The sequence below is a fragment of the Acinetobacter portensis genome (genome assembly GCF_010646905.1).
Lineage (GTDB): Bacteria > Pseudomonadota > Gammaproteobacteria > Pseudomonadales > Moraxellaceae > Acinetobacter > Acinetobacter portensis.
The window spans coordinates 572,153-586,349 of sequence record NZ_JAAARQ010000002.1 but is presented as its reverse complement, the minus strand read 5'-3'; the positions used below and the strand labels follow the sequence as shown (position 1 = coordinate 586,349).

Sequence of the window (14,197 nt, the reverse complement as noted above, 5' to 3'; positions counted from 1 at the left end):
TTAAACCTTGTGTTCATCTTCAAGTGATTTTTGTGCTTCATCAACCAAGCTTAAAAAGTCTTTTAAGACTGACTCATCTGCGCTATAACCTTGCTTTTCCCAAATTTGTTGGAAGAGTTTTTCTGGTGTGGGCGGTTCTAAATTTACAACTTGATTGTTATCTGCATCATTGTTTTTGTTCTTATATTGGCGTGAAATGCGAACTAATCTATAACGATTTGGCGGTAAAGCATCTTCAAATTGTTGACGTAAATTGGGCTGAGGCGGTGTATCTGTGTGGTATTCAATATCAACATATTCACGTTGATCAATCGATTCAATTTCACCTGATGACAATGCTGCTAATTTTTCAAAAACAATATTGAGTTCATCACTAATTTTGTGAAGTTGAACTGCTCTTGGAATTTCTAAAACATCAAACTTAAAGCGTTCTTCATTGTGTTTTGTTGGGTCAATTTCTATATCTACCACTTGGTGTTTGTAGTTAATTTCACTAAAAGATAATGGAATAGGTGAGCCACTATAGCGAATATGTGCTTGTCCAACTTTCTGAGGTTTATGTAAATGTCCAAGTGCAACGTAATCAATCACATCATCAAATAACGACGTTGAAAGCGCTTCTTCATTACCAATAATAATGGGACGTTCAGAGTCAGACGTTTCGCCACCTTGCATATGTGCATGTGACATTAAAATAAGTGCTTGATCATCCGATTTACGTTGTTTTGCTGCTGAAATAAGTTGTTGATGTAAATATGCGATGGCACTTTGACTATTGGTGGTTTGATCATTAAAACCTGTAATTTCCGCAGGGCGTAGAAATGGTAGGGTTAGGCACCATGCCACAATTTTTTTATGCTCATCATAAATGGGCTGTAAAAGTCGATCTAAGTTAAGGCTTTTATCTTCATTCCACGCAATGACACCCACAGCTTTTGCATTGTATTTTTCTAATAAGGGTTCGACTTGTTCAATGCGATAACCAGAATCGTGGTTACCTGCAATCATGAGGGTTTGCATGTGTGGCGCAACATCATGTGCATCTGCTAGAAATTGATAAAGCTGTTTTTGAGCTGCTGATGCAGGGTTAATTACATCAAAAATATCACCTGCTATAAGAAGAGCATGTGGTTGTTTTTCTTTAATTTGTTGAATAAGCCAAGATAGAAACTGTTCATGTTCAAATTGACGTGAATGGTTATAGAAAAATTGTCCTAAATGCCAATCTGAAGTATGAAAAAAGCGAACAGTCATGAAATCCCTAAATCATTAACTTGGTGTAGTTGTAAATTAACATAGCTTGAATATAAATTGAGTGAACTTATTGATAAAACGACAGATCAAGTCGTGAAGATTTTGTGATGAATTTTGAGTGAAAGGCGTTAAATGTTTTTTATTAAAATTGAGCATTATAAAAAAATAAAGACCGACGATTCGAGTGATGGAAGAATCGTCGGTCCAAGAAAATCTGCTTAGAACGAAAATTTTGGCTACTAAACAAAATTTATGTTCAAGCAAGCTTATTGCTTTAGGTTTTAAGGTCACCGAAGTATTGTGGATGCCGGTACAAATTTACGGTTGTTGCTGACCTTGCACCCTATATAACGACATGTATACATGAATGGTTGACACAAACATGAAAAAAAACTCAATTTTTTTTATACTAGTGTTTTGAAGTTGTATTGGTCATCTTAATGGTCGCTTTAACTCGTTATTTTATTTGGTTTTTTGTTGTTTGCTTGATTTTTACATGTATCTGTGGCGTATTGGCGGCACTTATGCCGACGGGAATGGGGGCTATTTTAACTATTGTTCCTTATTTAATTGCCATGATTTGGGTGCTTTTTAAGTTTCTCAAACAACAGCATCGTGCGCCCACACAGGCAGAACGCCAGAAAATTACATTGGGTTTTAGCGTTATTTATTGGTTATATAACTTGTGTTTCTTGCTTTTAGGAATTGTGATTGCTTCTCGATCGAATCCAAATGCATGGCAAGATTTAACGTTATATTTACAAAATACTCAGTTCTTAATGATTATGCTGATTATGTTCTTATTAATCGCAATTCCATTGTATTTACTGACATATTGGTTTTATGGAAAGCAAGCACAACGCATGGCGGAAAAAATGTTTGATGCTTAATATTGCTTGATTATTCAGCAATCTTTTTATATAGAATGGAAGTATCCATCATCATAATAATGAGATTGCTGTATGAAAAAGCCTTTGGTTTTAATTACGGGTGCGTCAGGTTTTATTGGGTCTAAATTAGTCGCACATTTATTAAAACAAGATTATCAAGTAGTTGGCTTAAGTCGTCAAAAAAATAAAGCACCTAATCACCCATGTTTGCAATGGATTTCCGATCTTAATGAATTAAAAACAGATCAAATTGATTATGTAATTAATTTAGCAGGGGAAAATATTGGTAAGGGGCGATGGACAGATTCACGAAAAGAACAATTAATTCAAAGCCGAGTGAAAACGACCGAGCAGCTTTATCAATATTTAAATAAACGAAAAATACAACCTAAACGAATCATTTCGAGTTCGGCTGTAGGGTTTTATGGCATAGATCTTTCTGAACAATGGACAGAAATTTGTACTGAAGACTCATCATCACAAGCTATTTTTATGTCGGAACTTTGCCAGAAGTGGGAAGCCGTTACGACTGAATATCCAAATCAAAATACTAAAATAATGCGTTTAGGTGTGGTGTTTGGAAAGGGTGGTGGTGCGCTATCACAAATGCTTTTACCTATAAAAATGAATTTGGTGAGAAACATTGGTCACGGGCGTCAGCCTTGTGTTTGGGTACATATTGAAGATGTGATTAAAGCAATTGAATTTCTCATGTTTAATGAAACTGAAGCAAAAGTTTTTAATGTGGTTGCACCAGAGAAAGTGAACCAGAAAACATTTGCAGATGTTGCCTCAATTATTTTAAAGAAAAAGCCTTTATTCAATTTACCCAATTTTGTTTTTAAATGGCTTTTAGCAGAGCAATCTCAGCTGATATTAAACGGGCAATATGTAAAACCCAAAGCATTACAAGATGTAGGTTTTGAGTTTCAATATCCAACATTAAAACAAGCTTTAAAAGACTTGCTATAAGGTTATTTATTCTTAATAAAAGGAGTAGCACATTGTATTTTAATCATATTTTTTTAAAATAGGTTGTAATAGTCTGTCTGAATTTCACATGTTAAAACAAGGATGTGTTGAAATAAGAGTGTGTTAAAATACAGTTGTTCATGAATAGCTATTGTAGATAAGAAAAAACTTCAATTTGAATGTATGGAATTTTAAAATAATTAGGTAAATTTGTATGATGTGGATGCTTAAAGAAAGCACATTTTTAAATAAAAAAAATATATCATTTTTGGTGTTTTTTTTATGCTGTGCGCTTGGTGCATTCTTTTGTTTAAAATTAAATCATGCTGAAGTTGAAGCAAAAACAGCACATACCACACAAATTACGAATAACTATGCAAGTTCAATAGAAAAAACAATTCGTCATTCTTTATCTTCGGTGAATACGCTTGCGGTTATGGTTCATCAGAGTAATGGCTCTATTTCAAATTATAGCGAACTCGCAAAATATATGTTGCCAATGTATGAAGGTGCATATGCATTATCTATTGCTCCAGATGGTGTTATGCGACAAATTGAACCTGAGCTACAAAATAAGAAAGTGAAAAATCATGACTTATTTGAAGGAAAGGACAAAGCAAAAGAAATTCAAAATATTAAAGAAGGCGAACTGCTATTTTTAGGACCTTTTAAGTTAATACAAGGTCCTCAAGGTGCAGTTGGAATGCTCCCTGTGTTTTTTAAAAAAGAAGATGGGACTCAATATTTTTGGGGATATACTTTAGTTTCATTGCAACTACCAAATGCCTTTGCAGATGTAAAATTAAATAGATTGGTTAAAGATGGTTATGCTTATGAATTGTCTGGAATTAATCCATTTACTCAACAAAAAGAAATTATTGATGCATCAAAAGCACCAGTTTTAGATACAGCAATATCTGCTCCAGTTAAACTATATGGCGCAGATTGGACACTTAAGGTTTCATCCCTAAATACTTCCGTAAGCTTGTCGATGCTCATTTTTGAGTTTTTATCTGTGCTTACTCTGGCAGGGCTTGTTGTGTGGTTAACATATTCAATTTTAACCATGTCTGAACAGCGTGAGCAGCTTAAAAAAATTGCAATGTATGATCCATTAACCGATTTACCCAATAGAAGATTATTAAATATTCAGCTCGATAATTTTATTAAAATGCATAATGATGAAGATCATCAAATTGTGGTGTGTTATTTAGATTTAGATGGGTTTAAAGCAATTAATGATGCATGTGGTCACGATGCAGGAGATCAATTGCTTACGATTGTTTCAAAAAGATTGGTTAATACAATTAAAGAAAATGACTTTATTTCTAGAATTGGCGGAGATGAATTTGTCATTGTTTTAAATCAATTAGATTCTATTGAGCAAGCAGAAAATATTCTTAAAAGAATAGTAAAAATAGTCAATGAACCGATTTCTATTGGTGGTAAATTTGTTGATATATCCGTTAGTTTAGGTGCTGCTATTTATAAAAAAGATGGAGAAGAGCCTGAGCATTTATTACGTGTTGCAGATCAGGCGATGTATCAAGCGAAAAAAATGGGCAAAAACAGATATTATTTTGCCCAAGATAATGGATAAATCATTTATCTATTTTTAACTTAGTTTTTTTATTGTTGCTATACCAAATCCATTTTGACTAAATGCTTTGGATTATATGCGACTGCATTTTCAATCTTTGGTTGTTTTAATATCAGTTGTCTAAGCAAACGTGCAGATGCAGCACCCATACATAAACCATTTCTGAAATGACCGAAATTTGCCCATAAGTTTTTAATATTTGGCATGGCACCAATATATGGAATGCCATTGGGTGAACTTGGTCTTAAACCTGCCCATTCATTCACAATGGGGAACTGAGCAAGCTCAGGTACCATATCGAAACATGCATCTAAAATGTTTTCTTTAACCGCTTCATTGATGGTTGTATCAAATCCAATGTTTCGCATGCTCGAGCCACACACCACATGTCCATCCATACGTGGAATGAGATACATAACTTTATTCATACACATGGTTGGTAGCCAATTTTCAGGGGTTTTAAACAACAGCATTTGTCCTTGAATAGGTTCAACAGGAATGCTTAAACCAAGCTGAGTTTCCCAATGTTTTGACCATGCGCCTGTGGCAAGAACATATTCATCTGCAACATAATTTTGACCAGATGAATCTACAATAGAATAGATTTTATTATTTTGGATATTAAGCGTTTGAATAGGGCAGTGTTCTTTAAACTGAACTTTCGGATGCTGTTTTAAATATGCAGTAATGGACTGTAAAACACGTGGATTTCGTACATTAGCAATTTGCGGAAAATACATCGCATGTTGATACTTTTTATGAATGTGTGGATTGACTTGCTCAAGCTGTTCGTGTTGTAAATATTTCGCTTGTTGCATGGGTTCATTATGTTGTTGTGCGTAATTTAAACCTATTTCAAAATCATCTTCATCTAAAATAAGCATGCCTGTTTCATGAATTTGAAAGTCAATTCCACTTACAGGTTTAAGTTTCTCATTCCATTCTTGGTACAAAGCTTTTGCATGCTTTGCTAGGTTATTCACAGCTTGTTCGTATCGCCACGGATACATCGGAGATAAAATACCGCCACCTGCCCAAGAGGCTTCTCTTCCTGCGTGTTGCTGATCAAAAATAGTGACAGAACATCCTTGCTCAACCAGTTCTAATGCAGTCATTAATCCACTAATTCCTGCGCCTATAATGGCGATATGCATCAGAGTTCAATCCTTTTAAATAACGTAATAATTTGAAAAGCTTATCTATAGACAATAAAAAAGCCTTCCTGAATTTCAGAAAGGCTTGGTTGAAATGATTATTTCATTTCTTTTAATTTAAGTGCTGCTTCTTCTGCAAAGTATGTCCAAATACCATCTGCACCTGCACGACGGCAAGACATAAGTGATTCGATAATCACGCTATCAGATAACCAACCGTTTTGAATTGCACCTGCAAGCATGGCGTATTCGCCACTTACTTGGTAAACAAAAGTTGGTACGCCAAAAGTATCTTTCACTTCACGAACGATATCTAAGTAAGGCATACCCGGTTTGACAATGACCATGTCTGCACCTTCTTGAATGTCGAGTGCAATTTCATGAAGTGCTTCAGCACGGTTGCCAATGTCCATTTGGTAATTGTATTTGTTACCACCTTTTAAATTGCTCGATGAACCTACTGCATCACGGAATGGACCGTAGAAGCTAGATGCATATTTTGCAGAGTAAGCCATGATATTGGTATAGATATGACCATTGGCTTCTAAAGCGTGACGAATTGCGCCAATACGACCATCCATCATGTCACTTGGTGCAACAACATCTGCGCCTGCTTCTGCATGACTTAACGCTTGTTTAATTAAGCATTCAACCGTTTCATCATTTAACACATAACCTGTGTCATCAATAATGCCATCTTGACCATGCGTTGTATAAGGATCAAGTGCACCATCGGTAATGAGCACCATTTCAGGTAATTCTTTTTTCAATAAACGTACAGTTTCTTGAACTAAACCATCTTCACGCCAAGCGGCTTCTGCCGTTAAACTTTTGTCTTCTTGTGGGGTCACAGGAAATAGTGCAAGTTTAGACACACCAAGTTCTAATAATTTTTCAGATTTTTTAAGCAGTAAATCAGCAGATAAACGCTGAACATTTGGCATACTTGGAATATCTTGTGTTTGGTTTTGACCTGGCAAAACAAATACAGGATAAATGAGGTGATCAGCCGTCAACTGTGTCTCTCGAACCATTGCGCGCAATTGGTCATTTTTACGAATGCGACGCATACGAGTGGCAGGAAATGCAGGACGATTGAACGTATAAGTCATAACAATCTCATTGATCAGTATTAAACTTCGTCTATTGTAGTCGCTTATCTTGGGTTGTGCGCGATACATCTTATTTTTTTATTTAATTTTGGTAATTCGAGTTAGCGATGACAGAAACAGAAAAAAGTTGGACAGGAAATATTGAAGCAGGCTCGAATCTTGAAATCGATGTGGTTTTAGATCAGTTATGTCAGGCTTTCAATGGTTCACCATTTTATAAATTTTGTGGCATGACCATGCGTGTGGTGGATGGTGTGATTGAAGCACATGTCGAAATGCAAAAAGATTTAATTGGTAATGTTGCTTTTCAAATTTTACATGGCGGTGTTGCTGCCACTATTTTAGATAGTATTGGTGGTATTACAGCAATGGGCGAACTTTATAAAAAAGCACAGCCTGACGAACTTGTGGAAACAGGAAAAAAAGTATCGCGCTTGGCGACTGTAGATATGCGTGTCGATTATTTAGCACCGGGACGTGGTCAATATTTTACAGCAAGAGCAGAAACACTACGTTTAGGTCGTAAAGGTTGCACCATGCGTATGACTTTAATGAATGATGAAAATAGAGCCATTGCCACAGCTATTGCATCTTATGCATACTAATTGAACGATAGAATGGTGAAATATAATATTCATACAATCGGTATGGTTTTGAAAACTATGCCGAAATTTTTAAAATAATACTGATGAGTTATATTTTTATTCTCAAAATATGATTTTTTATATATAAAATACGATAATTAAAAAAGCAAGACTTTCTCATCGACACCTCAGCGAGGACATTGAAGTCCATTCCTTGTTTAACAAGGGGATGCCTGATGACCAAGTTTATCGAATTTAGGAAAAATCGATGACAGATGTTCAAGATACGCTGCCAGAAACACCATCTTCAAATCAAGTAACAGAGCAACAGCTAAAAGCAAAACGTAAAAAATCACTGGGTATTGTTGCGATACTTTTAGTGATTGCTTTGGTTTTATTTTTAATTTGGAAATTTTTGCTGAATAACACTGTCAGTACAGACAATGCTTACGTAGGTGCAGAAACAGCATCTATTACCTCTATGGTGACTGGGCAAGTTTCAGAAGTTTTTACCAGTGATACTAAGCAAGTTAAGAAAGGCGATTTATTAGTACAAATTGATCCGCGTGATGCAGAAATTGCAGTTGCTCAAGCTAAAGCTGAACTTATTAAAGCACAGCGTCAATATAAACAAACGCAAGCAAATAGTAGCTCTTTAAGTTCACAAATTTATGTGAGTGGTGATGCAATTCAAAGCGCAGTTGCACAAGTTGCAAAAGCCAAAGCAGATTTAGTAAAAGCACAAGACGATTATAATCGCCGTGTGCAATTAAGTACTTCGGGTGCAATTTCTAAAGAAGAGTTAAGTACATCTCAAGCAGCTGTAAATACTGCCAAGGCGGCATTTGATGTTGCTCAAGCAGGGTTGGCTCAAGCAAAATCAAGCCAAAAAGCAGCGCAAAGTAATTTAGATGCAAACGAAGCACTCATTCGTGGTGCAAATGAAGAAAGTACGCCTGATGTTTTGGTGGCACAAGCCAAATTGAAACAAGCTTTACTTGATTTAGAACGTACACAAATTAAAGCACCTTTAGATGGTGTGGTGACACGTCGAAATATTCAAGTGGGACAACGTGTTTCACAAGGAACATCGTTAATGATGATTGTTCCTGAAAATCAGTTATATGTAGATGCGAACTTTAAAGAAAGCCAATTAGAAAAAGTACGTCCGGGTCAAAAAGTAACTTTAACTTCAGACTTGTATGGCGACTCTGTTGAATACACAGGCACAGTTGTTGGTTTTTCTGGTGGTACAGGCGCAGCATTTGCTTTAATTCCTGCACAAAATGCGACAGGAAACTGGATTAAAGTGGTTCAGCGTTTACCTGTTCGTATTCAGTTAGATTCAAAAGAATTGGCAGAACATCCACTTCGTGTTGGCTTGTCGATGGAAGTTAAAGTCGATTTGAAGTCGAAGTAATCGCTTATGAAATACGATACTGCAATAAGCGAGCTTAAAGGTGGTCGCTTAATACTCGCTGCATTTGTTTTGGCATTGGCAAATTTTATGGTTGTGTTAGACATGACCATTGCCAATGTATCTGTACCGCATATTACAGGTAGTCTAGCTGTATCTGCATCACAAGGTACATGGATTATCACCTCATATGCAGTTGCTGAAGCCATCGTTGTTCCATTAACAGGATGGCTTGCAGGACGTTTTGGTGCAGTTCGTACATTTAGTGTGGGCTTATTGGGCTTTACCATTTTTTCTATTTTATGTGGCTTATCTACAAGTTTAGAAATGTTGGTATTTTGCCGAATTGGACAAGGTCTTTTTGGCGGTCCAATTATGCCACTCAGTCAAATGTTACTTATGCGTATTTTCCCACCTGAAAAGCAATCTCAGGCAATGGGGATGTGGGCAATGACCACTGTCGTTGGACCTATTTTAGGACCAATTTTAGGTGGTACGATCAGTGATAATTTCTCTTGGCATTGGATTTTCTTTATCAATATTCCAGTCGGTATTTTCTGTGCATTTGCCGCAATGCGTTTGTTGAAATCTGTAGAAACACCAATCAATAAATTAAAAATTGATATTGGCGGATTATTTCTGCTTGTTTTATGGATTGGTGCTTTACAGCTCATGCTCGATTTAGGGCATGAATATGACTGGTTTAATCATCCCTTTATTACAACATTAGCCGTTGTTTCATTTGTGGGATTAATTGTTTTTACAATTTGGGAGCTAACAGAACGGCAACCTATTGTGAATATTGGAATTTTTAAATATCGAAGTTTTACCATTCCTGTTCTAGCTTTAGCATTTGGTTTTGGCGCTTTTTTTGGCAGTATTGTGCTTATTCCACAGTGGCTTCAAATTAATTTAGGCTACACCGCAACATGGGCAGGATATTTAACGGCAACCATGGGCTTTGGTAGTTTATTAATGTCGCCCATTGCCGCCAAACTTGCGACCAAATATGACCAACGTGCTTTAGCATGTTTCGGTTTAATGTTACTTGGTGCGGTAACCTTAATGCGAGCCTTTTGGACAACCGATGCAGATTTTATGGCATTGGCTTTACCGCAAATTATTCAAGGTTTTGCTGTCCCATTTTTCTTTATTCCGTTGTCAAATATGGCACTTGCTTCAGTTTTGCCACAAGAAATGGCATCTGCTGCAGGTTTGATGAACTTCTTAAGAACAATGGCGGGGGCAATTGGAGCATCGCTTGCAGTGACTATTTGGGATGATCATTCCAAACTTGCCCGAAGTGAATTGGTCGGCAATTTACATGTAGATGAAGTGCAAAATACTTTAGTTCAAACAGGATTTAGCGCTCAAGGTGCTTTGGGCTATATTTCAAGTCTTGTCGATAAAGAAGCCAATACCTTATCTGCCAATCATGTATTTTTAGTTTTAGCGATGGTGTTTATTTTTGCCGGATTAATTATTTGGCTTTGTCCGAAACCTAAAATAGGGGTGTCGGGCGGTGGACATGCGCACTAACTAAACTTTGATAGATCTCTGTCATCTCAATATTAAAAGATAGACAGAGATCTAAATTTTGACAAACATTTAAAAGTTAGATATCAGATTTGGCGCGCTTTAAAGCCGTTTTCCACTGCTCTAAATGACTTTCACGTTTATCATTATTCATGTGTGGCTCAAAACAACGATCGAGTTTCCAAGATGCAGAGATATCAGATAAATCTGTAAATACACCTGCTTTTAAACCGGCCATCGCTGCTGCACCCCATGCGGTAGATTCCAACATTTTTGGGCGTAAAACAGGCACATTTAAGATATCTGCTTGGAACTGCATGAGCATATCATTTTGGCTTGCACCACCATCTACACGAAGCTCTTTGAGTGGTTGAGCAATGTCAGATTGCATTGCACTTAATACATCTGAAACTTGAAATGCAATGGCTTCTAACGCTGCACGTGCAATATGTGCTTTGGTTGTACCACGTGACATACCACATAAAAGGGCGCGGGCATCGCTATCCCAATGTGGCGCACCTAAGCCTGTAAATGCAGGAACAAGTACCACACCATCTGTATGTTCTACAGTAGATGCCAATTTTTCGATATCACAGCTTTTTTGAATAATCCCTAAACTATCTCTGAGCCATTGAACAATTGCACCTGCCATAAATACACTACCTTCAAGCGCATAAGTGGTTTGCCCTTGAGCTTGCCAAGCCAATGTAGACAGTAATTTATTTTGACTGTATTGAACGTCATGTCCTGTGTTAAACAGCATGAAACAACCTGTCCCATAGGTGTTTTTTGCTGTACCTGCTTCAAAGCAAGATTGACCAAAGAGAGCAGATTGTTGATCGCCCAAAATACCTGTAATAGGGATGGTTGCACCAAGTAAACCCTGTGCTGTATTGGCAACATAGGAATCTGACTGAATAATTTTAGGTAAAACTGATTTTGGAATATCAAATAATTCGAGTAGTTCTTCATCCCAACTTTGATTTTGCAAATTCATTAACATGGTTCTAGAAGCATTACTGGCTTCAATAACATGCTCTGCACCTTGGGTTAAGTTCCAAACTAACCAGCTATCAATTGTGCCAAAAGCAACATGACCTTGCTCTGCTAAGTCCTTTAAACCATCTACATTTTGTAATAGCCAAACCAGTTTTCCTGCACTGAAATAAGGATCAATGCGTAAGCCTGTTTTTTGTTGAATCAGGTGATTGAGATTTTGTTGAGTCAGCTCATTACACCAATCTGTAGCTCTACGGTCTTGCCAGATGATTGCGGGAGCGAGTGGCTTACCTGTGCGTTTATCCCACACTACCGTTGTTTCACGCTGGTTGGTTAAACCAATGGCTTTAATGTCTTTTGCAAGTATTCGCGCATTGGCTAAAGCTTGTTGTACCACAGCAATTTGTGATGACCAGATTTCTTGAGCATCTTGCTCAACCCATCCTGAATGGGGCGTTTTAATATGTGTTTCACGTTGAGCTGTTGCTTGAACTATGCCAAGTTCATTAAAAATAATTGCACGACTAGATGTCGTTCCCTGATCGAGTGCAAGTAAATAGCTCATAGAAATGCATTTTTAAGATTTGAAGCTTTGAATATTAACGCAATTTTGTAAATAAACGCACTTAGATGTGTAAGTGCTTAAAAAACAGGCATTGAATTTGGAGTTTTATGCTATGATGATTCAGTACTTTGGGGATGTTTCTGGCTTCGACGCTGGTGATGAAACTCATAGATGCATGCCGAGAGCGCATTTTCTCTCGTAAATCAAATTTGCATTTTTTAGTCGCAAACGACGAATCATACGCTCTAGCTGCCTAAGGGCAGCTTGTCCGCCTCTCCGAATACTTGTGGTTAGAGAGTCCGACTGAAGCGCACGCACACAAGTCCGTATTAAAGTCACGCCTCGGGGCTTTGTACTAAATTTAGAGGATCGCCTTAGTACCCTGTTCGTCGGGCCGCAAAGGGTTAAATCAATAGACGATATCTAAGCATGTAGTATTCTCGAGCGTAATGCTGGCGGACGCGGGTTCAACTCCCGCCATCTCCACCAAATTCTTAAATTCATATGAAGTTACATAACTAAATATGACTAAAAAAGCCTTAAACATTAGTGTTTAAGGCTTTTTTTATGCATATACATAAATAGCGACGAATATGTATAGTCTTGTATTGTTTGTATGGTGCCATGTATATTGTGAGTTGTAATAAAATCACCATACAAGGCTTTAACGATGAAAAGAGTCGATATAAAAAAATATCCTTTATCTGATACTACTCTTGCAAGTTTAGAGCCTGAAGAAAAAGAGTACCGTGTTAAAGATAGCAATAATCTATATTTCACTGTTCATAGTAAAGGAAACAAACGCTGGGAATTAAGATACAAAAGACCAAGTGATGGTAAGTGGACATGGTTGGGTTTAGGAGGATATCCGTCAGTCGGGGGAAAACTTGCAAGAAAAAATGCAGAAGAAATGAGAAAATTAATTTCAGAGGGGATAGATCCAAAAATTGATAGAGAAAATAAAAAGCAAGCCGATTTATTAAGCAACTCATTCACATTTGAGCAATTAGCTATAGAGTTTTGTTTAACTAAAACATGGACAGAGGCGACGAGAGTTAGAAATGAAGGCGCATTAAAAAACCATATTTATCCAGTCATGGGAAAACTGGATTATAGAAAAATAACAAAAAAGGCATGGTTAGAGTTATTTCAAGCGATTCAAAAAAAATTACACCCTAAAACAAAAAAACCTATTGTTGAAATGGGTAAAAGGCTATGTACATTATGCAGAGAGATTTATGATTTTGCAGAAGTTACAGGTCGTATAGATTACAATCCAGTCACTGGTATTACAAAATTTTTGGACAAACATGAAAAGCAAAATATGCCACATGTTTCAGAAAAAGAGCTGCCAGAATTATTGAAAAAAATACGAGCATATCCAAATAGAATGACGGCTATTGGATTAGAATTGAGTATTATGTTAGGTACCCGCCCATCAGAAATGAGGCAAGCTGTATGGGAGGAATTTGATTTTCAGGAAAATCTATGGTCTATTCCTGCACATAGAATGAAAAAAAGGAAAGAGCATATTATCCCTTTACCACTACAAGCCTTATCACTTCTTAACGAGCTAAAAAGAATCACTAGTGATTCTTTATTCTTGTTTCCTAGCAGAAGTACCATGAAACAACCCATTTCCAATAATACATTTAATAAAGCCTTAAAGTCATTAGGTTACCAAGGACGCCAGACTCCGCATGGGTTTCGGCATATTTTAAGTACTACTTTGAGAGAAAAAGGCTTTAGAAAAGAATATGTTGAGACTGCCTTAGCTCATGCTGTTGGTGGAGTTGAAGGCGTTTATAATAAAGCTCTTTATTTAAAACAAAGATCTAAAATGATGCAAATTTGGGCAGATTATTTGGATGCATTAATAAATGATCAGCATTTTAATTTTGATACTGAGCAATTTGATGTCATCGATAATTTAAATACTTTGACTTCTGACAAAGTTAAGGTATCTCAATTAAAATTATTTATTCTTGATATGTTGAAAGATGAAAATGATTTAGCATCTTAGAGCGACATGATCTATTTGTCTAAAATCTTATTGGCGCTATACCTACTCTAGTTTTACATTCTGAATTTTAAGGTCTAAGATGATCTAAATT

General features: G+C 36.6%; 11 protein-coding genes and 1 other RNA gene. 8 read left to right on the top strand and 4 right to left on the bottom strand.

What is annotated here, in order from left to right; all coding sequences use genetic code 11:
* Window positions 1-1,254, bottom strand: coding sequence for an exonuclease SbcCD subunit D (locus GTK57_RS02640; protein WP_163121200.1), 1,254 nt, complete (start codon window positions 1,252-1,254; stop codon window positions 1-3).
* A 440-nt stretch (window positions 1,255-1,694) separates the two neighbouring features.
* Here GTK57_RS02640 and GTK57_RS02635 point away from each other — a divergent pair, with 440 nt between their 5' ends.
* From GTK57_RS02635 to GTK57_RS02625, 3 genes are all read left to right on the top strand, one after another.
* Window positions 1,695-2,144: an ABZJ_00895 family protein gene (locus tag GTK57_RS02635; RefSeq protein ID WP_152874099.1), complete on the top strand. Its 450-nt coding sequence runs from the start codon at window positions 1,695-1,697 to the stop codon at window positions 2,142-2,144.
* Window positions 2,145-2,216: 72 nt separating this feature from the next.
* Window positions 2,217-3,116, top strand: coding sequence for a TIGR01777 family oxidoreductase (locus GTK57_RS02630; RefSeq protein WP_163121198.1), 900 nt, complete (start codon window positions 2,217-2,219; stop codon window positions 3,114-3,116).
* Window positions 3,117-3,330: 214 nt separating this feature from the next.
* Window positions 3,331-4,716, top strand: a complete 1,386-nt coding sequence (locus tag GTK57_RS02625; protein ID WP_163121196.1) for a sensor domain-containing diguanylate cyclase — start codon at window positions 3,331-3,333, stop codon at window positions 4,714-4,716.
* 38 nt (window positions 4,717-4,754) lie between these two features.
* Here the strand turns inward: GTK57_RS02625 and thiO are convergent, their stop codons facing one another.
* A complete protein-coding gene (thiO, locus tag GTK57_RS02620) occupies window positions 4,755-5,870 on the bottom strand; it encodes a glycine oxidase ThiO (protein ID WP_163121194.1) in 1,116 nt (371 codons plus the stop codon).
* Window positions 5,871-5,968: 98 nt separating this feature from the next.
* A complete protein-coding gene (gene hemB / locus GTK57_RS02615) occupies window positions 5,969-6,982 on the bottom strand; it encodes a porphobilinogen synthase (protein WP_163121192.1) in 1,014 nt (337 codons plus the stop codon).
* Window positions 6,983-7,089: 107 nt separating this feature from the next.
* On the opposite strand from hemB, the gene GTK57_RS02610 reads away from it, so the two are divergent.
* The 3 genes from GTK57_RS02610 (at window position 7,090) to GTK57_RS02600 (ending at window position 10,522) form a co-directional block, all read left to right on the top strand.
* The gene (locus tag GTK57_RS02610; RefSeq protein ID WP_152874094.1) at window positions 7,090-7,587 is read left to right on the top strand and encodes a thioesterase family protein; all 498 of its coding nucleotides are present in this window, start codon (window positions 7,090-7,092) and stop codon (window positions 7,585-7,587) included.
* 247 nt (window positions 7,588-7,834) lie between these two features.
* Entirely contained in the window at window positions 7,835-8,986 is a 1,152-nt protein-coding gene (locus tag GTK57_RS02605) for an HlyD family efflux transporter periplasmic adaptor subunit (RefSeq protein WP_152874093.1), read from the top strand.
* Between the two features lie 6 nt (window positions 8,987-8,992).
* The gene (locus GTK57_RS02600; protein WP_152874092.1) at window positions 8,993-10,522 is read left to right on the top strand and encodes a DHA2 family efflux MFS transporter permease subunit; all 1,530 of its coding nucleotides are present in this window, start codon (window positions 8,993-8,995) and stop codon (window positions 10,520-10,522) included.
* A 76-nt stretch (window positions 10,523-10,598) separates the two neighbouring features.
* Here GTK57_RS02600 and glpK read toward each other — a convergent pair whose 3' ends face one another.
* The gene (gene glpK, locus GTK57_RS02595) at window positions 10,599-12,083 is read right to left on the bottom strand and encodes a glycerol kinase GlpK (protein WP_163121190.1); all 1,485 of its coding nucleotides are present in this window, start codon (window positions 12,081-12,083) and stop codon (window positions 10,599-10,601) included.
* Between the two features lie 130 nt (window positions 12,084-12,213).
* Between glpK and ssrA the strand changes: the two genes are divergently transcribed.
* Window positions 12,214-12,572, top strand: a transfer-messenger RNA (tmRNA) gene (gene ssrA, locus GTK57_RS02590).
* Window positions 12,573-12,753: 181 nt separating this feature from the next.
* The gene (locus GTK57_RS02585) at window positions 12,754-14,106 is read left to right on the top strand and encodes a tyrosine-type recombinase/integrase (RefSeq protein WP_163121188.1); all 1,353 of its coding nucleotides are present in this window, start codon (window positions 12,754-12,756) and stop codon (window positions 14,104-14,106) included.
* The last annotated feature ends 91 nt before the right edge of the window (window positions 14,107-14,197 follow it).